The sequence below is a fragment of the Marinobacter sp. E2 genome (assembly GCF_055755345.1).
On sequence record NZ_CM146911.1, the window covers coordinates 243609 to 268252 of the forward strand.

The window sequence follows — 24644 nt, forward strand, 5'->3', positions numbered from 1 at the left end:
CACAAGGGCGGCAGTGCCCGAATTCGGGTTTACCGGTCGGATGGGCTATAATCGCCGGTTTTAACGCTGCACCCACAAGGCGCTGACCGTGATTGTATTTGACCAGGTACAGAAATCGTATCAGGTGGGCGGCCGGGCGATCCCCGCGCTTCATCCCACCGATATGACCATTGAAACCGGCGAGGTGTTCGGCATTGTTGGCCATTCCGGGGCGGGCAAGTCGACCCTGGTGCGATTGATCAATCTGCTGGAGCCGCCCACCGGCGGTCGCATCCTGATCGATGACGAGGACATCACCGGCTACGATGCCGCCGAGCTGAGAGCGTTCCGCCGCAAGGTTGGCATGATTTTCCAGCACTTCAATCTGCTGTCGTCCAAAACAGTGGCGGACAACATTGCCTTTCCAATGAAGCTCGCCGGCATTTATTCCAAGGCCGAGATTCGCAACCGGGTTGAGGAACTGCTGGCGCGGGTCAGCCTCAGCGATCACGCCAACAAGTACCCCTCCCAGCTTTCCGGCGGCCAGAAGCAGCGGGTGGGTATTGCCCGCGCCCTCGCCTGCCGGCCCACCATTCTGCTCTGCGACGAAGCCACCAGTGCCCTTGACCCGCAAACCACCCAGTCTGTGCTGAAACTGCTGGCGGACATCAACCGGGAGCTGGGCCTGACCATTGTTCTGATTACCCATGAAATGGACGTTGTGCGCCGGGTCTGCGACCGGGTGGCGGTGATGGACGCGGGGAAAGTGGTGGAAATGGGCCCGGTGAGCGAGGTGTTCCTGCACCCCAAACACCAGACCACCCGGGATTTTGTGTTCGAGAGTGAGAGCATAGACCGCGACGAGCTGCAGGAAGACCTGAGCAAGGCGGACGGTCGTATCCTGCGGCTGACCTTCAAGGGCGAGTCCACCTACAAGCCACTGCTGGGCAGCGTGGCCCGGCAGAGCGGTGTCGATTTCAGCATCCTTTCAGGCCGCATTGATCACATCAAGGACATCCCTTACGGGCAGTTGACCCTGTCCCTGGTGGGCGGTGACCTGAACGTGGCCATGCAGGCCTTCGAGGCTGCCGATGTACACGTGGAGGTGTTGCGCTGATGGAAGCCTTGCTGAGTAACGTGGACTGGACCGAGATTGGCTGGGCCAGCTGGGACACCCTGGTGATGGTGGGGATGTCCCTGCTGTTCAGCGTTCTGATCGGCCTGCCCATCGGCGTGCTGCTTTTTCTGTTCGGCAAGCGCCAGTTGTTGGAACAGCCGGTGGCCTATGCGGTGCTGTCGTTCGTGGTGAACGTACTGCGTTCGGTGCCGTTCATCATTCTGCTGATCGTGATGATTCCGTTCACGGTCATGCTCATTGGTACCTCACTCGGCGTTGCCGGGGCCATTCCGCCTCTGGTGGCGGGAGGCGCCCCGTTCTTCGCCCGGCTGGTGGAAACCTCCCTGCGGGAGGTAGACCGGGGCATCATCGAAGCCACCCAGGCCATGGGCGCCAGCGTGCGCCAGATCATTTTCGGTGCCCTGCTCCCGGAAGCCCTTCCCGGCATCATCGCCGGTATCACGGTAACGGCTATCACCCTGGTGTCCTATGCTGCCATGTCCGGTGTTATCGGCGGTGGCGGCCTCGGTGACCTGGCCATCCGCTTCGGATATCAACGATTCCAGACGGATGTGATGGTGATTACAGTCGCCTTACTGGTCATCTTCGTACAGGTCCTGCAGATGGTTGGCGACCGCCTGGTCCTGTACTTCAGCAGAAAATAGAAAAGCGGGCCGTACTCCCAACCCGAATTCATTCGTTCACGATGTCCAACAGGAGAATCTATCTATGAATCTGAAGAAAACTTTCGTGGCACTGGCTGCCGCAGCTACTTTCTCCGGTGCGGTTGCTGCCGAGGAACTCTCCGTAGCGGCCACGCCGGTACCCCACGCCGAAATCCTGGAATTCGTGAAGCCCCAGTTGGCCGAGCAGGGCGTTGAGCTGGATGTGAAGGTATTCACCGACTATATCCAGCCGAACATCCAGGTGGACCAGAAGCGGATGGACGCCAACTTCTTCCAGCACAAGCCGTACCTGGATGAGTTCAACGCTGGCCGTGGCACCGATCTGGTGACCGTTACCGGAGTCCACGTTGAGCCCTTCGGCGCCTACTCCAGCAAGATCGACTCACTGGACGAGCTCAAAGAAGGCGCGGTAGTGGCCATCCCGAACGACCCTACCAACGGCGGCCGTGCCCTGCTGCTGCTGCAGAAAGCGGGTCTGATTACCCTGAAGGATGAGAGCAAGATCACTGCGACACCGCGGGATATTGCAGAGAACCCGAAAGATCTGGACTTCAAGGAACTGGAAGCTGCGACTCTGCCGCGTATCCTGAGCCAGGTGGACCTGGCCCTGATCAACACCAACTATGCTCTGGAAGCTGGGCTAAACCCCACCGAGGATGCGCTGGTGATTGAAGGCTCCGATTCACCCTATGTGAACATCCTGGTGGCACGTCCCGACAACAAGGACAGCGAGGCCATGCAGAAGCTGGCGGATGCCCTGACCTCTGATGCCGTTCGTGACTTCATCAAGAAGCAGTACGAAGGTGCAGTTGTTCCTGCGTTCTGATCGCAGGGCAGTCGGACAATAAAAAGGCCGGGCAGCCACGCTGCCCGGCCTTTTTGCGTTTTCAGGGCCTTGAAGCGACAAGAGTTACTCACCGCTCCAGTTGGCCTTCGGGTCGGGTGTCATCCGCAGGTAGGATTTCACCGCCTTGTAGCCCTTCGGGAAACGCTCCTTGATCTCATCCTCATCCTGCAGGGACGGCACGATCACCACGTCGCCGCCACGCTCCCAGTTACCGGGGGTGGCCACCTTGTGGTTGTCGGTCAGTTGCAGGGAGTCGACCACGCGCAGCACCTCGTTGAAGTTGCGACCGGTGCTGGCCGGATAGGTGATGATCAGGCGCACTTTTTTGTTCGGATCAATTACGAACAGTGAGCGCACGGTCAGGCTGCTGTCTGCATTCGGGTGGATCATGTCGTAAAGCTGGGAAACCTTGCGATCCTGGTCGGCAATGATCGGGAAGTTCACCGAGCAGCCCTGGGTTTCGTTGATGTCCTTGATCCACTCCCGATGGGAATCCACCGGGTCGACACTCAGGGCAATGGCCTTCACATTGCGCTTGGCGAATTCGTCCTTGAGTTTGGCGGTCAGGCCGAGTTCGGTGGTGCACACCGGTGTGAAATCTGCCGGGTGTGAGAAAAGAATGCCCCAGCTGTCGCCCAACCAGTCGTAGAAGGAAATCTTGCCTTCGCTGGAATCCTGCTCAAAATCCGGTGCGGTATCTCCAAGACGCAGAGTCATTGATGCTCTCCTTTCCTTTGTCAGGTTAACTTAGACACGGTGTTGCATACGTAAAACCTTGGTGCGGAAGGCCGATAAAACAAGCCTCCCCAACCTCAATCATTCGATTGTCTGCTCACATCCTTATGAACAGACGCTCTAATCGGGCGGTCATTTAACGCCAAGAGTTTTCTCTTTATCAAAGTAGTCCCTGGTCAGCCTGAATACCACCGGGCTCAGCAACAGCAGCGCAATCAGGTTCGGCAGAGCCATCATGGCGTTCAGGGTGTCCGCCACCAGCCATATGAAGCCCAGATTTACCGTTGCGCCTACCGGAATGGCCAGTATCCACAGTACCCGGTAGGGCACGATGGCCTTCACCCCGAACAGGAATTCGATACAGCGCTCGCCGTAGAAGGACCAGCCGATAATGGTGGTAAACGCGAAGATTGCCAGGGCGATGGCCACCAGGTAGTTGCCGAAGCCCGGCAGGCCCTGTTCAAAGGCCAGGGAGGTGAGCGCCGCGCCGGTTTCACCGGAGGTCCAGGCGCCGGAGGTAATGATAACCAGGCCGGTAATGCTGCACACGATGATGGTGTCGATAAAGGTACCGAGCATGGCCACCATGCCCTGCTTGACCGGGTTGTTGGTCTGGGCCGCCGCGTGGGCGATGGGCGCCGAGCCCAGGCCGGCCTCGTTCGAGAAAATGCCCCGGGCCACGCCAAACCGGATAGCAGCCCACACGGCAGCGCCCGCGAAGCCACCCTGGGCGGCGATTGGGCTGAAGGCGTGGGTGAATACCATCCCGAAGGCGTCTGGTATGTCATGGGCATTGATGGCCAGAACCACCAGGCCCACGAACACATAGGACACCGCCATGAACGGTACCAGCGCACTGGCTACCTGACCGATACGCCGGATGCCGCCAATCAGCACCATGCCCACCAGCACCATGAGGATCAGCCCGGTCAGCCAGTGGGGAAGGCCGAAGTTGGTTTCCAGCACATCCGCCACCGAGTTGGCTTGCACCGTGTTGCCAATGCCGAAGGCCGCCACCGAGGCAAACACCGCAAACAGGATCCCCAGCCAGGCCCACTTGCTGCCGAGGCCATTGCGGATGTAGTACATGGGGCCGCCTACGTGGGCGCCGCGTTCGTCCACCTCCCGGAACCGCACGGCCAGGACGGCCTCGGAATACTTGGTGGCCATGCCCACGAGGGCGGTCAACCACATCCAGAACAGGGCGCCAGGTCCGCCCAGGAACACCGCGGTGGCAACACCTGCGATGTTACCGGTGCCCACCGTGGCCGAGAGGGCCGTCATCAGGGCCTGGAACGGGGGGATTTCCCCCTCGGAGGCATCGCCCCGCGCCCGGCCGCTCCACATCAGCCGGAAACCGGCGCCCAGTTTGAGGATGGGCATCAATTTCAGGCCAATGCTCAGGAACAGGCCAACGCCCAGAATCATGACCAGCATGGGCGGGCCCCAGACCAGTCCGTTTATTTCGCCTACAAATGCGGATATCGCTTCCATGGGGTCTCCCTGAATGTGCCATGGATGGGTTTGATAGTGAGCCCCTGTTGGGGATAACCCTTTGAGTTTAATTAGATAATCTGCCTTGTAAACTGACAGTCGGCGAAAAGTGGTGTATCAGCGGAGGATTGCCTATGTTTATAGCAAAGGCGGTCGGGAAGATTCCGGCCGCAGCAACATTCATCGATGGGAGGGACTCTGCCCATGCGTTCGCTCAAGGTCTCTGATGTCATGTGGAACCACATCGAGCCGATCCGGTGCGGTACCCCGCTGACCTCCGTGGTTAAAACCCTGCTGCACAACCACGTGACCGGCTTGCCGGTGGTGGACGACAAACGGCAGGTGCTGGGGTTTGTCTCCGAACAGGACTGCATTCACTCATTGCTGGTCAGCAGTTACCACAGCGAGGGCGACCCGATTGTTGACGACGTCATGTTCCGGAAACCGCTGACCATCTCTCCGGAGATGGCGGTGGTGGATCTGGCCCAGAACCTGGGGGCGGGCAAACCGAAAGTGTATCCCGTGGTGGATCACGGCAAACTGGTGGGCATTGTCACTCGTACCGCTATCCTGTCGGAACTGGCGCGCACCGGTTGTGGCCTGGAGTTGCCCAAGTACGCCAGTGCCGAGGATTGATCCACTTCCCATTCACCGACTGAGGACACTATGGAACTTCTATCCACCAACGTCTGTTTCGATGGTGAGCACCGGCGTTACCGCCACACCTCCGCGACCCTCGAATGCGACATGGAGTTTGCGGTGTACCTGCCGCCCGGTGCGGTGGGCGCCGGTGCCCGACCGGTACCGGTGCTGTACTGGCTTTCGGGCCTGACCTGCACAGACCAGAATTTCATGCAGAAAGCCGGTGCCCAGAAAAAGGCGGCCGAGCTGGGCCTGGCCATTGTGTGCCCGGACACCAGCCCCCGGGGCCTGAACCTGCCCGGAGAAGACGAAAGCTATGATTTCGGAACCGGTGCCGGGTTCTACATCAACGCCACGCAACAGCCATGGGCGCCCCACTACCGGATGTACGACTATGTGGTCAAGGAGCTGCCCCAGCTGATCGAGAACGAGCTGCCGGTGACCGATCAGCGCGCCATCAGCGGGCATTCCATGGGTGGTCACGGGGCGCTGATCTGTGCCCTCAAGAATCCGGGGCGTTATGCGTCGGTGTCGGCGTTCGCGCCGATTGCCAACCCCACCGCGTGTCCGTGGGGCCAGAAGGCGTTCAAGGGATACCTGGGCGACAACCCGCGAAGCTGGGAGGAATGGGATGCCACGCTGCTGATCCCCACCGCCCGTGAGCGACTGCCGCTGCTGGTGGATCAGGGCACGGCCGACGAGTTCCTCGACAGCCAGTTAAACCCGGACGCCCTGGCGGATGTCTGCGAGAAATTTCACCATCACATCAACCTGCGCATGCACCGGGGGTATGATCACAGCTACTTCTTCATCGCGTCGTTCATCGACGATCATCTGGAGCATCATGCCCGGGCGTTGGGGTTGTAGCGGCGACGTCAGGAACGGAAGCCCCATACCAGGCTGAAGTCCATGGACGGCATGATCTCGGGCTCTTCCAGGGCCCGGATATTGAACTCCAGCAGGCTGGTGTCGCGCTCAAAGGTACCGGTGTAGCGATTTCCGCGAGGGCCGAAGATGGCTTTGACGAAGGGGCCACGGGCCCGCACCGGTCGTTTTGTGACCACGCCCACCTCGTTGTTTTCCAGCCGCACCAGAACGCCGGGCGGATACTCCCCCAGCACCTGCAGAAGCGCCTTCGGGATAGCCGGGCGGAACTTGCCGTCGGCAAGGTTGGCGATCAGTTTTCGGGCCTGGGCGATGTTCATCCGGTTGCGGTAGGCCCGCTTGGTGATCATGGCCACGTAGCGCTCGGCCAGGGCAAGAATCTCTGCTTCCGGACGGATCTCGGTACCGCTCAGGCCCTTGGGATAGCCGCTGCCGTCGGCCTGTTCGTGATGCTGGGCGATGATGGTCAGCAACAGCTTGTTGTCGATGCCCGCATCCCGCAGGGCCTGGATGCTGCGGTGAGGATGCCGACGGATCACCCCGCGCTGTTCTTCGTTGAGAATGGTGTTGGACGCGTTGAGCTTGTCGGCAATGGGCACCAGTGCCAGGTTGGCCGTTAATGCGGCGGCCGTCAGCACACTGATGCGTTTTTCCTCGAGCCCGAACTGGCGACCGACAAACTGGCACAGAATGGCATAGAACAGGATCTGTTCGTAGATCACCGGCCCGATGGAGTAGAGGTGCACCAGGGCCAGGGTGGCCTCCGGCGATTCGGTGCAGGTGCGTTCTACCATCCGGGCCAGACCTAGCAGCCGATTCTGGGCGGAGGGATCGCCTTCGGTAATGGCGTTCAGTGTCGTTTCCAGTGCCTGGAGCAGATCCGGGTAGTCGGCAAAGGGATTGCGTTCCCGGTTGTCCTCGAACACCTCCTCCTGGGGCCGCTCAATTTTCCGGGGCTTGAAACGGCCCCGCTCGAACAGCTGCTCCAACTGGGAGTTGGTCTGAATCACATAACCCTGGCGCAACAGCACGTTGCCGTCGGTATCGTAGACGGTCCAGGGCAGGGGGCGGCCGATGGTGAGCGCGCCAGGAGCAATTCGGACGAGGTCGGTCAAACGAGTGTCTCAGCTACAGGTTAGATTGGTCTCAGTGTAACCCTGATTGCCCTTGGCTCTCCACTCGGGCAGGATTGCATCTGTGTGTTTCGAGGACAGTTTTAACCGAATTTCACAGCTTCCGGGGAGACATGGCCTAAAAAGATGAGCGATGATTCACATTTTCGTGACTGCGCGTTAAAACTGTAAAGAATGGTTGCCCGACACGGACCGAGCTTTTCTTCTGGTCTATTCTTGGATTTGTAATAAATTTTAAAGGACGAGCGCCTGGATGCTCTATCGACTGAGAACGGATTTCAGGTTGTCGATTATCACCCTGCTCGGTGCCAGTGCGGTACTGGGCATCACGCCGTTTGCCGTTATGCGATTCCTGCAGGGCAATGTGGTAGCCGGCATTGTTGATACCGTGATTCTGCTGGGGATCACGGGTTCTGTCGTCTATGCATGGATGACCGGCGATACCCGCAGAAGCGGTCTGGTCTGCGCCCTGGTTGCCTGCGGCGGAGCGGTAACGGTGGGTGCCGTGGTTGGTGAGCCCGGGCTGTTCTGGCTGTACCCGTGCCTGGTGACAACCTTCTTCCTGACCAATCCGCGCATTGCGGTGGTTCTGAATATTGCCTCGGTGGTCGCTCTGGTAATCCATGGCGGGGCCTTCCGGTCTGAGGTGCACCTGTGGACCTTTGTCGCCACCGCTCTGGTGGTCAGCGCCTGCGCCTACGTGTTCGCCTACAGGAATCACAACCAGCGGGAGCGGTTGGAGCACCTGGCCACGGTTGATCCCCTGACCGGCATCAAGAATCGCCGTTCCATGGATGAGGAACTCGAGCTGGCGGTTGCCAACTCGGCGCGCACCAGTTTGCCCTATGCCCTGGTGCTGTTGGACATTGATCATTTCAAGAAGATCAACGACGAGCATGGTCACGGTGTCGGCGACGATGTGCTGATCGATCTGGTTGCCTTGCTGGCCCAGAACACGCGGAAATCGGATCAGCTTTTCCGGTTTGGTGGTGAGGAGTTCGTGCTTCTGCTGCCCGGGGTGGATGGGATTGGCCTCAAAGCCGTAATGAATAACCTGCAGCAGGTGCTGCGCAAGTACATGAAGCACCCGGGAGGCACGGTCACTGCCTCCTTCGGTGTGGCCCTGCTCAAGCCGGGCGAAAGTGTCGACAGCTGGTTGGCGCGTGCAGACGCTGCCCTCTACCAGGCCAAGGAAACCGGGCGTGACCGCATTGTCTTCTCGGATGAGCCGGAAACCCCAGAGCCTGCAGCTCAAACCGCCTGATCAGCGGGGCGGAACAGAAACAGACGCCAGCCAAGCAGAAGGCCCGCCGAGGCCAGCCCGCCGGTCAGCCCCACCCAGAACCCTGCCGCCCCCATGGCGGGAATCAGCCAGTTGGTAAATGTCAGCAGATACCCCAGCGGCAGGCCCACGCCCCAGAACGAAAACAGCATGATGAACATCGGAATGCGGGTGTCCTTGTAACCGCGAAGAGCGCTGATGCAGGTGACCTGAATAACGTCGGCTATCTGGAAGAAGGCCGCGAACATCAGCAGGCGCACGGTTACCGCCTGCACGGCCTGATCAGAGGTGTAAAGTGCTGCGATTTCCCGGGAAAATACCAGCAACATCAGCGCGAACACCAGGGCGGTGCCCGTGGCCAGGATCAGCGAACTGCGGGCGATCAACCTGGCCGTGTCTGGCGCCCCAGCGCCCATCAGAAAGCTGACCCGCAGGGTAAGCGCCATACCAATGCTGAGCGGCAGCATGAACAACAGCGACACCACGTTCAGGGCAATCTGGTGCCCGGCAACCACCACCGGCCCCAGGGGGGCCAGGAACAGGGCAATCACCGAGAACATGCTGGCTTCCACGAAGATTGTGAATCCAATGGGAATGCCGATTGCCAGAACGTAGCGGAGGCCTGCGATGTCGGGCTTTACCCAGTCTGAAATAAGATGGAATTGCCGGTAGGCGCGGCTTCGGTTCAGGTAAAGCAACAGTCCGAGGGCCGCAATACCATTCGAGATGGCGGTGGCCCAGCCGCAGCCGACGCCGCCCATGGCAGGCAGCCCCAGCTTGCCGTAGATGAAGATGTAGTTCATGGGCAGGTTCACCAGGGTGCTGAGCACCGAGAACGCCATGATCACCCGGGTGTGGCCGAGGCCATCGGTGAGCCCCCGTAATGCCGTAATCAACAGCAGGGCGGGAATACCCCAGGCGAAGGCATCCAGGTAACCCTGGGTAATGCGGGCGGTGTGAACGTCCAGATCCAGAAGTGCCAGCACAGGGTGCACGTTGGTCAGCAATCCGGTCATGGTCACTGATCCGATGGCGGCCAGATACAGCCCCTGCCAGGTGGCCGGCATGATCTTCTCGATGGTCCTGGCACCGTTGTAGCCGGAAATGATCGGTTGCAGCGCGCCGAGCATGCCCATTAAGAACAGGAACAGTGGCATCCACAGGCTGGTACCAATGCCCACGGCCGCCAGATCCTCGGCGCTGGCGTGGCCTGCCATGACGGTGTCAATCACGCCATTGGCCATCTGGGCGAGCTGGGCAACCAGAATGGGACCACCGAGAATGGCCAGTGTGCGCCATTCGGCCAGGGTACGGGCCAGCAGGGGCTGCCGGGCCTCTGGCAATGGCTGGTGGACTTCATCCATAGGGTGTTATCCCGCTGTGTTCCTGCACTGAAAATTTGACTTAAAACCGGTAAAGTACGCGCCTCAATCACAACCGATGGCAGTGGCAATGGGACTTCTGGTTTTTGTTACCGTTCTGTGGGCATTCTCGTTCAGCCTGATCGGCGAATTTCTGGCCGGCCAGGTAGACAGCGATTTCGCGGTGCTCAGCCGGGTGCTGCTGGGCGCTCTGGTGTTTCTGCCCTTTACCCGGTGGCGCGGCGTACCCTCCGGTCTCAAGCTCGGGGTGCTGGCCACCGGCATGCTGCAGTTCGGTATTACCTATCTGTGTCTGTACCGTTCCTTCAGCTACCTCACGGTACCCGAGGTGCTGCTGTTCACCATTTTTACGCCCCTGTACGTCACGCTCATCGACGACGGCCTGTATCGCCGGTTCTCTCCGGTGGCGCTGCTGGCCGCCGCCATCGCCACGGTTGGCGCCGGTATCATACGCTACGATGGCCTGAGTGAGGACTTCATTACCGGTTTTCTGCTACTGCAGGTGGCCAACTTCACGTTCGCCGCCGGACAGGTGGGCTACAAGCATGTGATGCAGCACTACCCCATTGATGTGCCGGCCTACCGCACGTTCGGATATTTCTTCTTTGGTGCGCTGATCATTGCGCTGCCGTCGTTCCTGATCTTCGGCAACCCCGACCGGCTGCCCACCACGTCGGTGCAATGGGGCATTCTGGCCTGGCTCGGCCTGGCTGCGTCCGGCCTGGGCCTGTTCCTGTGGAACCGGGGCGCCTGTGTGGTGGACGCCGGCACCCTGGCGATCATGAACAACGCCCTGGTGCCGGCAGGGTTGATCGTCAATCTGCTGATCTGGAACCGGGATGCCGATCTCCTGCGACTGGCGCTGGGCGGCGCTGTGATCGCCTTCTCGTTGTGGGTCAACGCCCGCTTTCATCCCCGGGCCCGGCTGGCCACAGCCTCGTAAGGGCTATCACGGACTAAGGTTCTGGCACCCCCGGCCGTTACCCTGTGCCGGGCAGGGTAACCGTTGACCAATATCAAGCGTCGGCAATGGCGTTTGCCCTCCCCAATTCATCCGTCTCCGTGTTCCGCCGAATCAGTAAGGCCCGTTTATGCGCAAGAATCTGCCCGTTACCCAGCGTGAAATCAAAATGCGTAAGGGAGGCCGTCTGATCACCACGACGGACCTGAAAGGCGTGATCACCTACTGCAACGAAGAATTTGTGGAGATCAGCGGCTTTTCCCGGGACGAACTGGTCGGCCAGGCCCACAACATCATTCGCCACCCGGATATGCCCCAGGCTGTGTTCAAGGACATGTGGGACTATCTCAAGGCCGGTAAGGCCTGGATGGGGGTGGTGAAGAACAGGGCCAAGAGCGGCGACCACTATTGGGTTAGTGCCTATGTCACGCCCATTCGTGAGAATGGCCAGATGGTGGGTTACGAGTCGGTGCGGGTGGAGCCTACCCGGGAACAGGTGGCGCGGGCCGAGCAGCTGTACGGTCGCATTTCCGCCGGCAAGGATCTCATGAGTGTGGGCGGCCAGATCCGGTCCATCCTGAGATCCGGCTGGCCTTTCATTGTGTCCCTGGTTCTGAGCCTGGTGGCGCTGCGTTTTGACCAGACCTGGCTGGCCGCGGGCCTGGTGGTGGCCGGTCATGTGATCGGCGCCGGCCTGGTGCTCCGCTCCGTCCGGGCCCGTCTCGGCGGGTTGCTGGCGCTGTGCCCCGATGCCTTCCGGGATCCGATCGTTGCCCGTACCTACAGTGATGAAAGCGGGGCCTTCTCCGAAGTGGCCATGGCCCTGCTCAGCGAGCAGGCGAGAATTCGCACCGCTCTGGCACGGATCGAGGACCAGGCAGAGCTGCTGTATGAGCAGGCCCGGGCTTCCTATGACTACATCAACGAGGGTGCCTCTGCCATTGCCCGTCAGAGGGCTGAGACCGACCAGACGGCGTCCGCCATCAATGAGATGACCGCCTCGATCCAGGAAGTGACTGAATCGGTGACCGCCAATGCCCGGGAGGCGGAAGAGGCCAACCGGCTGGCGGGCGTGGGCAGCGACCGCAGCGCCGAGGCACTGGTCGCGATTGAACAGCTGGTGACCCGTGTTAACGGCATCGGCACTACCATTGGCAAACTGGGCGAGTCCACCAACAGCATCGGGGAGGCGGCCAATCTCATTTCGGAGATTGCCGAACAGACCAATCTGCTGGCATTGAACGCCGCCATCGAAGCGGCCCGGGCCGGCGAGCAGGGCCGGGGCTTTGCGGTGGTGGCTGATGAGGTGCGCTCCCTGGCCCGCCGTACCCGGGAGTCCACGGTTCGGATCCAGGACGTAATCGACGATTTCCGCAAGCAGGTGGATTCTGCCGTTCAGGCAACCCGCGATGGCGAAGCGGTTGCCGGCCAGGGTCTGGACAAGGTGCGTGAGGCAGAAAATTCCCTGCGGGACATCGTGACCTCCATCCAGACCATTTCCGACAGCTTCATCAGCATGTCGGCGGCGTTCGAGGAGCAGAGCCAGGTGTCTGACGAGATCAATCGGCAGATCACCAACATCGCCGAGCTGGCGGACCACAGCGACAGCCAGGCAGACTCGGCGAAGCAGAGCAGTGATCGCCTCAGCACCATGTCACGCGGCCTGAAGGATCTCGTCTCCAGGTTTATCAGCAAAAACGGCTAGTTAGCCACACACTATCGATTACTTGCCCGATAACCCCGCCAGTGGCTCAGCTGCCGGCGGGGCAGTCGCACTGGCATCAGCCCGCCACTGCTGGCAGAATCCCGCCCCAATCGCCACGGCAGGTCCGTGGCGCTCGCTTTTTGTGAATGTCCATTCCTCAGCCAAAAGCACAGGAACACAACATGACTCAGTCCAACTCGGTTTCGGGTAACGGAAACGGGGCCGCTCGCGGTCTCTGGTCTTCCAGATTGGCGTTTATTCTGGCGGCCACCGGTTCGGCCGTCGGTCTCGGTAACATCTGGAAATTTCCCTATGTAACCGGTGAGAACGGCGGTGGCGCCTTTGTTTTGGTTTACCTGCTGTGTATCGCGGTGATCGGTATTCCCATCATGATGGCAGAGGTATTCATTGGTCGGAACGGCCGCCACAACCCCATTACCAGCATGCGCCTGGTGGCCGAGCGCAACCTGAGTGCGCCCGCCTGGCGAGTATCCGCGATTATCGGCATGATTGCGGCCTTCGTGATTCTGTCGTTCTATTCTGTGATTGGTGGCTGGGCTGCCTCTTACGTCGGGCACGCCGCCATGGGCGATTTTACTGGCGGTACCGCCGACTCCATTGGCGAGCTGTTCGGTGGTCTGCTGGCCAGTCCGGGCCAGCTGTTGCTGTGGCACACCGTGTTCATGGCACTGGTGATTCTGGTCGTTTCCCGTGGTCTGAAAGGCGGTCTTGAGCGGGCAGTCACCATCCTGATGCCGGCCCTGTTTATTCTCCTGCTGGTGGCGGTGGGCTATGCCATGACCACCGGACACTTCGGAGAAGCGGTCAGCTTCCTGTTCACGCCCAATTTCGGGGCGCTGTCCATCAACGGTGTCCTGATTGCCCTGGGCCATGCCTTCTTCACCCTGAGCCTGGGTATGGCCATCATGATGGCCTACGGCTCCTACCTTGGGCGCGATATTTCTATTGGTCGAACTGCTGTCAGCGTGGCCATCATGGATACCGTCGTCGCCCTGCTGGCGGGTCTTGCCATCTTCCCGGTGGTGTTCGCCAACGGCCTCGAAGCCGGGGCCGGCCCCGGGCTGATCTTCCAGACTCTGCCCCTGGCGTTTGGGAACATGCCGATGGGGTCGCTGTTCGGCACCCTGTTCTTTATTCTGCTGCTGTTCGCCGCCTGGACGTCGGGCATCTCCCTGCTGGAGCCGGTGGTGGAGTGGGTTGAGGAAAAAACCAGCATGGCCCGAACCGGAAGTGCTGTCCTTGTGGGCGTGCTGTGCTGGGCCCTGGGCATTGCCTCAATCCTGTCGCTGAACCTCTGGTCAGACATCGCTCCGCTGGCCATGTTCGAACGCTTCGAGGGCAAGACCATCTTCGATCTGCTCGATTTCTTCACGGCCAACGTCCTGCTGCCGCTGTCCGGACTGCTGACCGCGGTCTTTGTGGGCTGGTTTGTGGCGAAGGAGTCTCTGAAAACCGATCTCGCCTTACAGGGCGGCGCCTTTACCCTGTGGTATAACCTGATCCGGTTTGTCACGCCTATTGCCGTGGCCATCGTATTTGTCTACAACCTGATGGCATAGCCACGGATATTGCCAGAAGGCGTGTATGAAAAAGCCCGGCAAGGTGACTTGCCGGGCTTTGTGTTTTTCAGGGAGCAGGTGTTATTCCTCGCCTAACTGCCTGAGTGCTTCCAGATGGGGGCGTACAGCCTCAATATCGGCTTCCGGTGCGTTGCTGGCGCTCTGCATCGCGCCCATGGCACCTTCCATCATGGCGCGCATCTGGGCTTTCTGTTCCGCGGTCATATGCGGGCTGTTCTCCATCTCCGCCATGGCCGCCTCCATCTCTCTCCTGGCGGTCGGGTTCTGCTCTGCCATTTCGATGGCCATCCAGGCCTGGAATACCCGGTCACCCGTGCTACCCCATTCCTCCAGGTTGTCGAAGCCGTGGTCCTGCACCACATCTTCCAGGCGGTCGTAGGCTTCGTGACCCTTCATCTGTTCTACAGACTCGGACACGATCCGGGAGAAGTCGGGCATGGTGCCGTCGCTCTGGTTTTCCATCTGACGGTCCAGCTCCTCGAATTCCGGCGCCAGCCTTTCTGCAGCCCTGACGCTGTCAATAAACGAGGCGACTCGCTGGTCGGAGAGGGTGTCGGCCTGGCTTAGCGCCGGCAGCAGCGGGAGCAGGAACAGCAGGGTCGAGACAACGAAACTCTTGAACAACGGAGCTGATTTTGATTGCAGGTGACGCATCGGCTGATCTCCTTGTGTGGACTTCCGGTTCCTTTGTCCGGAAGTCCCACGAGATTAGCGTTGCACCGTGACCTTGGCAATCAACTTCAGACGCGGAAGCGGGCGATCTGGTTGCTGAGTCCCTCGGCCAGCCTGGCCAGTTCATCACTGGCGGCCGATACCTGCTCGGTGGAGGCGGCGGACTGATCACCCACATCACGAATCTGGGTGATGTTCTGGTTGATGTCCTCGGCCACGGAGCTCTGCTGCTCTGCCGCCGTGGCGATCTGGCTGTTGTACTGCCGGATTTCCTCAACCGCTTCGGCCATTTCCCGAATGGTATTGCCGGCCAGCTCCGCTCGCTCAAGCGTCTGCTGGGACAGCTTGTTACCGGTTTCCATGCTGTTGACCGAGGTCTCGGCACTGCTCACCAGATTGCTGATCAGGGTGTCGATTTCCGTCGCGGAGCTCTGGGTGCGCTGGGCCAGTGAACGCACCTCGTCTGCCACCACGGCAAAGCCGCGCCCTTGCTCGCCGGCCCGTGCCGCTTCGATGGCGGCGTTCAAGGCCAGCAGATTGGTCTGCTCGGCTACCGACTTGATGACGTCCAGAACAGTGCCGATGTTCTGGGTTTCAGCTTGCAGGCTGTTCAGCTGCTTCATCACGTTGCTGCTCTGTTTGTTGAGCTCGGTGACGAATTCCAGGGTTTCCTTCACCGCCTTCTCGCCGCTGCCGGATTTCTCACTGGCATGATTGGCGGCCTGGAACGCCGCCTCGGCACTTTTCGCCACGTCATTCACGGTGGCCACCATCTCGTTCATGGCCGTGGCCACCTGGTCGGTCTGGGTCTGCTGCTCCGCCACACCTTTGCTGGTCTGGTTGGTCACGGTGGACAGTTCCTCGGATGAGGAGGCAATGCTGCTGGCACCGGTGTCGATTTCGCGGATCAGCTCCCGCAGGCTGGTCACCATGGTCCCGAAGGCCGAAAGCAGCTGACCGAACTCGTCGCCTCGATTGCTGCGGACTTCAACCGTGAGATCACCGGAGGCAACCTTGTTGGCGATTTCCACCGATTCGGTTACCGGTTTCAGGATGGCACGGGTCATGGACCAGGCAATGAAAATCGCCAGCAGTACCGCGATGGCTGTGATCACGATCAGGGTGGTGACGGCCGTCTGGTACTGCTCTTCCATCCGCTCAACCTGGATCCTGCGTAGCTCATTGGCAATCTCGACGATCTCGATGGCAGTGGTCCGGATGTCGTTCTCAATCCGGCTCAACTGATCGGGCTGGCCATCCATGGAAGCCACCAGGCGGTCCAGAAGCGAATTGAACTTCCGCACGCCGGCAACTATACGGTCAATGCGCTCATCGTCTGCCGGTACCACAAGAACGTCTTTCAGGGGCGCCGCAATGTCGCTGGCTTTCTGCGCCAGTTCCTTGGACTGGCTGATTTTCTCGGGCTGTTTACGAAGCAGAAACAGAATCTCCTCGATCCGGGCGTTAAGGAGATTGGCCTCAACCCTGCTCGCTGCGGCAACAATCAGCGAGCGCTCGTTATACTGGCTCAGGGTTTGAATGCTGAGCGCGGCGATCACGAGGGCGAGTACAACCAGCGCGGCAAAGCCTCCGGCCAACTTCTTGCCGACGGAAATATTGTTCATGGTGTTGGCTAACGACATGTTGGTTTCCTTGAAAAGGAATCTATTGGATGCGCCGGAATCGGCACTTTTTATGAATCTTTTATCGGCTGCGTTTGATCAGGCTTGAGTAGGAAATGAAGAATAGATTGGGCCGGATTGCAAATTTCGGTGTCAGGGTGGGTGCGCATGGTAGCATCGGTATTCTTTCGTGATGGCGGGAGCGGATGGCCGAGGAGGGGCCAGAGCGATGATCAGTTAGGCGTTTCTTCTGGTCCGGAGAGATGCGGCGCTGGCGGCGCCGATGGTGTGGACGCCTCGACCGGTTCGGCGTTGCCGGCTTCCTCGGCGTTGCGGGCCACGTCCTGGATGGTGGCGGTCATCTGGTTCATGGCGGTGGCCACCTGGTCGGTCTGGTCCCGCTGTTGGGTTGCGCCGGCGCTGCTTTGCTCGGTGACGGCCGACAGCTCCTCGGCAGAGCTGGCAACCTGGGCAATGCCGTCGGTGACCTCACGCACCATATGCCGGAGGTTTTCGGTCATTACCTGCATGGCCTCCATCAGACGGCCCAGATCGTCCTTGCGGTTGGCGTGCAGGTTCTGGGTCAGGTCGCCGTCGGCAACCCGGGCGGCATGCTCCGAGAGCTGATCCAGCGGGCGGACAATGGAGCGGGTGATCAGCAGTGCCGAGGCACTCCCCACAATCACGGCAATGATCCCGGTCACCAGCAGAATCAGCGTGGTTGTGTCCCGGGTCTGCTCCGTCTGGGCGCGCCCCAAGGCCAGGGCGGCATCGGCCTGAGCACGGGCGTCCCGCGCCAGTTCAATCACCCTGGCCTCGTCCTGCGCCATTGTCGTGGTGGTGCTCTCCCGTGACGAAGCATCCACGGGGTCGGCCTGCTGTGACACCATTCGTTCGAACGCTTCGCGATACTCGGTCAGATCCTTGGCGATGATTGCCATGGCCTCTTTTTCTTCCGGTGTTTGAAGAACACCACGCTCGTATTCGGCAAGCTCGATGGCCTCCTCGATGGTGCTCAGGGTGCTTTCCGCGTACCTGGGATCGTTACGGAGAAAGAAGTTCTTCTCGTTCAGCCGGGCCTGGTCAACCAGATTGTTGAGCCTGGAGACCGCGCGGGTCTGATCATTTTTCTCGAAAAGCTCATTCACAGCTGAGTAGGAAATAATGGAACTGGTGATTAACAGGAGAAGAATAAGTGCGAAGGCGGATAAAAGTTTGGTTTTAACCGATGCGTTTAACAGGAACTGCGTCATGCTCTCTACCGTCCGGTTTTTTAGTTATTTAGAACCACTGGCGAATGGTCTGCGGGGCGTTATTTTTTCAGCGCTACTCAAGGACGGTAGAGGGCGTATTTAGATGTGTCTAATCGGTTGAATTTAAAGGTGGTGCGATTTTTTCTTTGGTTGCACTTATTTGCATGCCAGTGTGTTTTTCGGGCACATAAAAGAGTGCCTTTTAAACTTGCTCTTATTACTTTTATGGGTCGTTCATTGTTGTAAACGCTAATAAGCCAATAAGCAAAAGTGGTGTGCCAGGATTCTTTTGTTGCCTGCTCGTAAACGGCCATGGGGTTGGGCCAGTAATGGTGGGTGCCGGTCCGTCTTAGGGCGGACTTACTCCGATTTAATCTCTTCCTGACCTTGCATTGGCCTGGAAACCCTATATGTTGATAGGTGACAAGTCGTTTGGAAACTAACCGCAGATTTTCCTATGCCGAGCTGGTTCATCAACGGTCGCACCCTCAAGATCAGTCTCCTGGTGATGCTGTTCTCGGGCTTGCTCGTGGTGTTTTTGAGCAGCCCTTCACACGCGGCCCTCGATCCACAGCTTGATGAACATCACTCGCCAGTTCTGGTGTTTGTTGGCGAATCCGGTGATTCGTCTTCGCCTGATACGCCGGCTTCGGCCTCGTCGCTTCTGCGCTTTCCCGCGGGTGAGTTCCGGGCGTTCTATTCCTCGAGCCTGGGTTTTATCCAGCCACCGCTGAGGTTACTGAGCTACCCGCTGCTGCCCCAGGCACCGCCCCACCTCGTCTGATTCCGACATTACCGGATTGCTCTGCGCGTTCGCAGAGGATCCCACCCACATTCAGAATCACGAGGTTTTCCATGAACACTGCATTCAACGCATTGCCTGTGCAGGAACTGGCCCGCACGGGCGCCCTTCCGACTGCCAAACCCCTGTCACAGATTGGCAGCGAGGATTCCGCCGTCCATTTGCTCAATGATTTTGCCGAGCAGAAACGCTCTGTGCTCAACTCCGATATGTCCGTCTCCGAGGCCAGGCTCTGGCTGAAGCTCGCCGACACTTCCTTCAAGATTGTCGAAAACCAGGCCGGTGACTGCCTTGGGATTCTTGCCATTGAAGATGTCAGCGGCGAAAAGCCCATGAGCCTTGCGCACCGGCAGGGAGTGGCCCTGAAGGATCTTCGGGTGCGTGACATTATGCGCCCGGTGAGCGCCTTGCCCGCGATTCACTACCGGGACCTGCGAGTGGCCACGGTCGGCGATCTGGTCAACACCTTCCGGGAAGTTCATGAGGAGTTCCTGCTGGTGCTGGATGACGACAGGCAACAGCCGTCCCGTTCCTATCTCCGGGGCCTGGTTTCGGCCCGTGAGCTATTGCAGAGACTGGACCTGACCATCGATCTGGAGCATCGAGCGACCAAGTTCTATGAAATTGTCCATGTGGTGAACGGCGGCTTCTGACGTCGAAGGTTACTCCGGCACCAAGTGTGCCGGAGTGATTCAACATCGAAAAAATCGATCTATCTGTCCTAAAAAGACGTATTGAATCGATGAGCTAACCACGTAAAACTACGTACGACTTTCGTCACCCCTGAAGGACGCCCATGCAGGACGCCCACCCGAATTGCCGGAGTCGTGTCTTTGGACTCATTCTGATTCTGGCCACTGGTCTGGTGTGTTTACCCGCCCAATCCGCCGAACTGTCCCTGACATCCCTGACGGCCGACCCGAGTAGCGGTCTGGTTGTGTCGGATGCCCTGGGCGATGGCGGCCTGGAGGGCGGTGCTCCCAGGTGCAGCGTTCTGCCACGTTCCGCCGGCGCGAAGACGTCGGACCCCATGCCCCTTGGCGGCTATCGTGGGCCGGTGTCCAGCGCCAGTTTTCCGGTGTTGCCCCAGGCGCCGCCCCGGTCCTGATTACCGACCACGCCTACGGCGCAAGCTGAGGCACAATCACCCCTTTCAATACCACGACTTCCATCACCTGGAGGATCATCCATGGCTATACGGAAGCTGCTGATCGCCAATCGCGGAGAGATTGCGGTCAGAATTGCCCGGGCCTGCAGCGAACTGGGCATACGCTCGGTCGCCATTCATTCCGAGGCTGACGAGTATTCACTGCACGTCAAGAAAGCCGACGAGGCCTATCAGATCAGCAAGGACCCGCTGTCCGGGTACCTGAACCCCCACCACATTGTAAACATGGCGGTGGAAACCGGCTGCGATGCCCTGCATCCCGGTTACGGTTTCCTGTCCGAGAATGCCGAGCTTGCGGCCATTTGCGAGCAACGGGGCATCACCTTCGTGGGGCCGTCGGCCAGCGCCATTTCGTCCATGGGCGACAAGACCCAGGCCCGGCAGACGGCGGTGGCGGCGGGTGTGCCTGTGACCCCCGGTTCCGAGGGCAACCTTGAGAACGTCGAGGATGCCGTGGCCCAGGCGGCGGACATTGGCTACCCGGTGATGCTGAAGGCCACCTCCGGCGGTGGCGGCCGGGGTATCCGGCGCTGCGATAACGAAAAGGAGCTGCGGCAGAATTACGAGCGGGTGATCTCCGAGGCCACCAAAGCCTTCGGCAGCGCCGAGGTGTTCCTCGAAAAGTGCATCATCGAGCCCCGGCACATTGAGGTTCAGATCCTCGCCGACACTCACGGCAATGTGGTTCACCTCTATGAACGGGACTGCTCCATCCAGCGCCGGAACCAGAAACTGATCGAACTGGCGCCGTCACCCCAGCTTGAGGAAAGCCAGCGCGAGTACATTGGCGATCTTGCCAAACGCGTGGCCAGGCAGTGCGGGTATGTGAACGCTGGCACCGTGGAGTTTCTGCTGGATCACGATGGCAGCTTCTACTTCATGGAAATGAACACCCGGGTGCAGGTGGAGCACACCATCACCGAGGAAATCACGGGCGTGGATATCATCAAGGCCCAGATTCGCATCGCTGCCGGAGAACCGCTGGGAATCAGACAGGAAGACATCTCCTACCGCGGTTTCGCGGCGCAGTTCCGCATCAACGCGGAAGACCCGAAGAATGGCTTTCTGCCCAGCTTCGGACGCATCAGCCGGTATTACTCCGCGGGTGGTCCCGGTGTGCGCACCGACGCCAACATGTACACCGGCTACGAGATTCCGCCTTATTACGACTCCATGTGCGCGAAGCTGATTGTCTGGGCCATGGACTGGGAGGAGCTGATTGCCCGGTCCCGCCGCGCCCTTGGCGACATGGGCATTTACGGCGTGCAGACCACCATTCCCTACTACAAGCAGATTCTCGAGCATCCGGATTTCCAGGCCGCGAACTTCAATACCGGCTTTGTGGAGCGCAATCCGCAGCTGCTCGAGTACAGCACCAAGACCCGCCCTGAATCCATCGCCACAGCCATCGCTGCCGCCATCGCAGCCCAGGCGGGCCTGTAAAAGAACATCGGAGACATCCCAATGACCAAGCGCAAGATCCACATTACCGACGTTATTCTCAGGGACGCCCATCAATCCCTGATCGCTACCCGCCTGCGGACCGAGGACATGCTGCCGGCCTGCGAATGGCTGGACCAGGCGGGCTACTGGTCCCTGGAGTGCTGGGGCGGGGCTACCTTTGATGCCTGCGTGCGCTTCCTGAAGGAAGACCCCTGGGAGCGCCTGCGCACTCTTCGCCAGGCCCTGCCCAACACCCGTCTGCAGATGCTGCTGCGGGGCCAGAACCTGCTGGGTTACCGTCACTACGGCGACGACGTGGTGGAAGCCTTCGTGGCCAAGGCGGCCGAGAACGGCATGGACGTGTTCCGCATCTTTGATGCGCTCAACGACGTGCGCAACCTGGAAACCAGCATCAAGGCGGTGAAAAAAGCCGGCAAACACGCCCAGGGCACCATCTGCTACACCGTCAGCCCGGTACACACCACCGACGCTTACCTCGAGCAGGCCAAGACCATGGCCGAGATGGGCGCCGACAGTATTGCCATAAAGGATATGGCAGGCCTGTTGACCCCGGCCGTGACCGCCGAGCTGGTCAGCAAGCTCAAGAAGACCCTGGATCTGCCTGTTTTCCTGCATTCCCATGCTACGTCCGGCATGGCCCCCATGTGCCAGTGGGCCGCCATGGAAGCGGGCGTGGACCACATAGACACCGCCCTGTCGGCGTTTGCCGGCGGCACCAGCCATCCGCCCACGGAATCCCTGGTGGCGGCGTTGCACGATGCCGGCCTGGAAACCGGTCTTAATCTGGAACTGCTGGACGAAGCCACCCGCTATTTCCGGGAAGTGCGCAAGAAATACCATCAGTTCGAGAGCGCTTACAACGGCGTGGATACTTCCGTGCTGCTGTCCCAGGTGCCGGGCGGCATGATGTCCAACCTGGCCAACCAGCTGAAGGAGCAGGGGGCACTGGATCGCATCCAGGAGGTGTTCGAGGAGATACCCCGGGTGCGCAAGGATCTGGGCTACCCGCCGCTGGTCACGCCGACCTCACAGATTGTCGGTACCCAGGCGGTGATCAACGTGCTGGCGGGCAAGCGCTACGAGTCCATTACCAATGAGGTCAAGAAATACCTTCAGGGCTGGTACGGCAAGGCGCCCGCAGACGTCGACACAGCGCTCCAGCAGCGGGCCGTGGGCAAGGAGGACCTGATTGAAGAGCGCCCTGCCAACCTGATTCCCCGGGAGCTGGACGAGCTGCGCAAGCAGGTCGGTGACCTGGCGACCAGTGAGGAAGATGTGCTCACCTACGCCATGTTCCCGGACCAGGCGAAGACCTATCTGGAACAGCGCCGCGACGGGACCCTCCAGCCCGAGCCGCTGGAGCCCATCCCCACCGGCTCCTCGGGAGGCGGCGTGTCGACCAAGTTCAAGATCACCGTGCATGGCGAGAGTTACGACATCCATGTGACCGGTGCCAACCCGACCGGGGAGAACGAGCGCCGCTTCTATATGACCGTGGACGGCGTGCCCGAGGAGATCCACCTGGCTTCCCTGGGCGAAGACGGTGCCGGTGCGCGCTCCAGTGGGGGGCGTGCCACCGCGACCAAGGAAGGGCACGTGACCACGAGCATGCCCGGTAACATCGTGGATGTGCTGGTCAGTGAGGGCGATCAGGTTCAGGCAGGCGATCCTGTTCTGATCATCGAGGCCATGAAGATGGAGACGGAGGTGAAAGCCACCATTGCCGGAACCGTGGCCAGCGTTGCCATCAAGAAGGGTGACCGGGTGGTGCCGGGCGAGGTGCTGGTCGAGATCGAGTAACCGATTGGCTACCGGCTATCAAAGCCGGACCGCCACGCCCAGCGTGGCGGTTTGCCGATTGTAGTCGTAGCGGGCAATGTTGCTGTTGTTGTCCGTAGACTGCAGCTTGAGCAGCACCGAAACCCGCTCAGTGGCCTGATATTCTCCTTCCAGGGCCACCTGCACGCGGTTGTCCTGTCGTTGTATGGAGAGCAGCCCCTCGGGCACCAGTAACCGGTGGGCGCTTCGGTAGTGGCTGAACCGGTAACCGACGGAAGCGCCGAGATCGAACGACGGTGTCAGCGCATAATCCAGGCCCAGCTTCAGGGTGTGCGCGATGGGAGAAACACTGAAAAACTCCCGGCCGGTATCGAAGTTTTCCCGATCGTCGTATTCGAGGCGGTACTGCGCCTGGCCCAGCCACTTGCCCTGTCGGGCCCGGTAGCGGGCCTCCGCCTGGTAATGCTGGCCGTCGTAGGCGTTATACCGGGGTGCGGCGAACACCTGCTCGGCGTTCAGCGCCAGACTGCACAGGGCGCTCTCCGACCCCAGGGCGCAGCCTCTCGTAGTCCATTTTCCGGCAAGCCGGGCCCGCTGTTCCCGGCTGCGGTTGCCGAGCCACACCTGATCCGCCCCCAGACCCAGTTCGAACCGGCTCCCCTCCAGGGTCCGTTGCCAGGCTGCCAGCCCCCTCACCAGGTGCGCATTGAAGCGGTCGTTGCCCATGTAATCCCGGCCATAGAGCTGAAGCGTTGTTTTCAGGGCATCCTTGCCCTCTTCCAGCGGCGTGCCGGACAGTGCGGCGATGGTTTCTGTGAAGCTGCCGTCGATGGCGCTGGGTGCCGAATCCGGGAACAGGCCAATGTTGTTCTCATAACCGGCGGCAATGGACGCGAGCGCCTGCCAGTCCCGGGCAGGCAGAGGAGCCTTAAGCTCTCGCAGTTTGGCCCGGGCCAGCCTGGCGAGGTTTTCTTCGGTGGTTTCGCTTGCGGCGCTGTGGAAGGCTTCCCTCGCCGCGGTCTGGTCTTCACGGGCCAGGGCAATCAGGCCGAGATTATAAAAGGCGAGGGCGCGCTGCGCGGTATCAAGCAGTTTGCGAAACTGCTGCTCGGCCAGATCGAATTCTTTGAGCCGGTAATAGAGTACGCCCAGGTTGTAGGTAAGCGCACGGGATTCCAGTCCGGTGGCGGCGGACTCCAGGCGCTGCCGGGCTTCCTCGAGATTGTTGTTCCGGAAGGCTGCGATGCCCGCCTTGAAGTCCTGTCGATAGCGTTCCTCAGAGTGTTCGCCAGCCATGCCATTGAGGCTGGTACCCACCAACAGGACAAATGCCACCAACGGGACAAATAGAAGGAGCGATCGAGACAGCAAACGCGATCCCCTGAGAGCCGAACAATCCGCAGACGCAAAAAAACGCGCCCGAACCTGCATTACA

Annotated in this window: 22 protein-coding genes; 14 read left to right on the forward strand and 8 right to left on the reverse strand. The window is 60.1% G+C overall.

Features of this window, described 5'->3' with window-relative positions:
• Nucleotides 1–88 precede the first annotated feature (88 nt).
• The 3 genes from AC0J1C_RS01040 to AC0J1C_RS01050 all read left to right on the forward strand — a co-directional run bounded on the left by AC0J1C_RS01040 (nucleotide 89) and on the right by AC0J1C_RS01050 (nucleotide 2608).
• Nucleotides 89–1096 carry a methionine ABC transporter ATP-binding protein gene (locus AC0J1C_RS01040; protein WP_091989763.1) on the forward strand — a complete coding sequence of 336 codons (1008 nt, stop codon included), beginning with the start codon at nucleotides 89–91 and terminating at the stop codon, nucleotides 1094–1096.
• Nucleotides 1096–1761: a methionine ABC transporter permease gene (locus AC0J1C_RS01045; protein WP_091989766.1), complete on the forward strand. Its 666-nt coding sequence runs from the start codon at nucleotides 1096–1098 to the stop codon at nucleotides 1759–1761. The genes AC0J1C_RS01040 and AC0J1C_RS01045 overlap by 1 nt, the downstream gene beginning before the upstream one ends.
• Before the next feature lie 64 nt (nucleotides 1762–1825).
• A complete protein-coding gene (locus AC0J1C_RS01050; RefSeq protein ID WP_473045218.1) occupies nucleotides 1826–2608 on the forward strand; it encodes a MetQ/NlpA family ABC transporter substrate-binding protein in 783 nt (260 codons plus the stop codon).
• Nucleotides 2609–2692: 84 nt separating this feature from the next.
• On the opposite strand, the gene AC0J1C_RS01055 is transcribed toward AC0J1C_RS01050, so the two are convergent.
• Entirely contained in the window at nucleotides 2693–3346 is a 654-nt protein-coding gene (locus tag AC0J1C_RS01055) for a peroxiredoxin (protein ID WP_091989771.1), read from the reverse strand.
• Between the two features lie 150 nt (nucleotides 3347–3496).
• Nucleotides 3497–4858 carry an alanine/glycine:cation symporter family protein gene (locus tag AC0J1C_RS01060; protein WP_473045219.1) on the reverse strand — a complete coding sequence of 454 codons (1362 nt, stop codon included), beginning with the start codon at nucleotides 4856–4858 and terminating at the stop codon, nucleotides 3497–3499.
• Nucleotides 4859–5062: 204 nt separating this feature from the next.
• On the opposite strand from AC0J1C_RS01060, the gene AC0J1C_RS01065 reads away from it, so the two are divergent.
• Nucleotides 5063–5494, forward strand: a complete 432-nt coding sequence (locus tag AC0J1C_RS01065; protein ID WP_473045221.1) for a CBS domain-containing protein — start codon at nucleotides 5063–5065, stop codon at nucleotides 5492–5494.
• A 30-nt stretch (nucleotides 5495–5524) separates the two neighbouring features.
• Nucleotides 5525–6367, forward strand: a complete 843-nt coding sequence (gene fghA / locus AC0J1C_RS01070; protein WP_473045222.1) for an S-formylglutathione hydrolase — start codon at nucleotides 5525–5527, stop codon at nucleotides 6365–6367.
• A gap of 8 nt (nucleotides 6368–6375) precedes the next feature.
• Here fghA and AC0J1C_RS01075 read toward each other — a convergent pair whose 3' ends face one another.
• Complete coding sequence (locus AC0J1C_RS01075) at nucleotides 6376–7500, reverse strand: HD-GYP domain-containing protein (RefSeq protein ID WP_473045223.1); 1125 nt, start codon at nucleotides 7498–7500, stop codon at nucleotides 6376–6378.
• Between the two features lie 271 nt (nucleotides 7501–7771).
• Here AC0J1C_RS01075 and AC0J1C_RS01080 point away from each other — a divergent pair, with 271 nt between their 5' ends.
• Complete coding sequence (locus AC0J1C_RS01080; protein WP_473045225.1) at nucleotides 7772–8782, forward strand: GGDEF domain-containing protein; 1011 nt, start codon at nucleotides 7772–7774, stop codon at nucleotides 8780–8782.
• On the opposite strand, the gene AC0J1C_RS01085 is transcribed toward AC0J1C_RS01080, so the two are convergent.
• Complete coding sequence (locus AC0J1C_RS01085) at nucleotides 8770–10164, reverse strand: MATE family efflux transporter (RefSeq protein WP_473045226.1); 1395 nt, start codon at nucleotides 10162–10164, stop codon at nucleotides 8770–8772. The genes AC0J1C_RS01080 and AC0J1C_RS01085 overlap by 13 nt on opposite strands.
• Before the next feature lie 88 nt (nucleotides 10165–10252).
• Between AC0J1C_RS01085 and AC0J1C_RS01090 the strand changes: the two genes are divergently transcribed.
• The 3 genes from AC0J1C_RS01090 (at nucleotide 10253) to AC0J1C_RS01100 (ending at nucleotide 14428) form a co-directional block, all read left to right on the forward strand.
• Nucleotides 10253–11125, forward strand: coding sequence for a carboxylate/amino acid/amine transporter (locus AC0J1C_RS01090; protein WP_473045228.1), 873 nt, complete (start codon nucleotides 10253–10255; stop codon nucleotides 11123–11125).
• 148 nt (nucleotides 11126–11273) lie between these two features.
• Entirely contained in the window at nucleotides 11274–12848 is a 1575-nt protein-coding gene (locus AC0J1C_RS01095; protein ID WP_473045229.1) for a methyl-accepting chemotaxis protein, read from the forward strand.
• A gap of 182 nt (nucleotides 12849–13030) precedes the next feature.
• Nucleotides 13031–14428, forward strand: a complete 1398-nt coding sequence (locus AC0J1C_RS01100) for a sodium-dependent transporter (RefSeq protein WP_473045230.1) — start codon at nucleotides 13031–13033, stop codon at nucleotides 14426–14428.
• An 81-nt stretch (nucleotides 14429–14509) separates the two neighbouring features.
• On the opposite strand, the gene AC0J1C_RS01105 is transcribed toward AC0J1C_RS01100, so the two are convergent.
• The 3 genes from AC0J1C_RS01105 to AC0J1C_RS01115 form a co-directional block, all read right to left on the reverse strand.
• On the reverse strand, nucleotides 14510–15103 hold the full coding sequence (locus AC0J1C_RS01105; RefSeq protein ID WP_473045232.1) for a hypothetical protein: 594 nt from the start codon (nucleotides 15101–15103) through the stop codon (nucleotides 14510–14512).
• 86 nt (nucleotides 15104–15189) lie between these two features.
• A complete protein-coding gene (locus AC0J1C_RS01110; protein ID WP_473045233.1) occupies nucleotides 15190–16764 on the reverse strand; it encodes a methyl-accepting chemotaxis protein in 1575 nt (524 codons plus the stop codon).
• Nucleotides 16765–16976: 212 nt separating this feature from the next.
• On the reverse strand, nucleotides 16977–17996 hold the full coding sequence (locus tag AC0J1C_RS01115; RefSeq protein ID WP_473045234.1) for a methyl-accepting chemotaxis protein: 1020 nt from the start codon (nucleotides 17994–17996) through the stop codon (nucleotides 16977–16979).
• A gap of 457 nt (nucleotides 17997–18453) precedes the next feature.
• On the opposite strand from AC0J1C_RS01115, the gene AC0J1C_RS01120 reads away from it, so the two are divergent.
• The 5 genes from AC0J1C_RS01120 to oadA all read left to right on the forward strand — a co-directional run bounded on the left by AC0J1C_RS01120 (nucleotide 18454) and on the right by oadA (nucleotide 23230).
• On the forward strand, nucleotides 18454–18780 hold the full coding sequence (locus tag AC0J1C_RS01120; RefSeq protein WP_473045235.1) for a hypothetical protein: 327 nt from the start codon (nucleotides 18454–18456) through the stop codon (nucleotides 18778–18780).
• A gap of 71 nt (nucleotides 18781–18851) precedes the next feature.
• Nucleotides 18852–19451 carry a CBS domain-containing protein gene (locus AC0J1C_RS01125; RefSeq protein WP_473045236.1) on the forward strand — a complete coding sequence of 200 codons (600 nt, stop codon included), beginning with the start codon at nucleotides 18852–18854 and terminating at the stop codon, nucleotides 19449–19451.
• A gap of 143 nt (nucleotides 19452–19594) precedes the next feature.
• Nucleotides 19595–19906, forward strand: coding sequence for a hypothetical protein (locus AC0J1C_RS01130; RefSeq protein ID WP_473045237.1), 312 nt, complete (start codon nucleotides 19595–19597; stop codon nucleotides 19904–19906).
• 81 nt (nucleotides 19907–19987) lie between these two features.
• On the forward strand, nucleotides 19988–21409 hold the full coding sequence (locus tag AC0J1C_RS01135) for an acetyl-CoA carboxylase biotin carboxylase subunit (RefSeq protein WP_473045238.1): 1422 nt from the start codon (nucleotides 19988–19990) through the stop codon (nucleotides 21407–21409).
• A gap of 21 nt (nucleotides 21410–21430) precedes the next feature.
• The gene (gene oadA, locus AC0J1C_RS01140) at nucleotides 21431–23230 is read left to right on the forward strand and encodes a sodium-extruding oxaloacetate decarboxylase subunit alpha (protein WP_473045240.1); all 1800 of its coding nucleotides are present in this window, start codon (nucleotides 21431–21433) and stop codon (nucleotides 23228–23230) included.
• Between the two features lie 18 nt (nucleotides 23231–23248).
• Here oadA and AC0J1C_RS01145 read toward each other — a convergent pair whose 3' ends face one another.
• Nucleotides 23249–24544 (reverse strand): hypothetical protein, encoded by a 1296-nt coding sequence (locus AC0J1C_RS01145; RefSeq protein ID WP_473045241.1) that lies wholly within the window; start codon nucleotides 24542–24544, stop codon nucleotides 23249–23251.
• Between the last annotated feature and the right edge of the window lie 100 nt (nucleotides 24545–24644).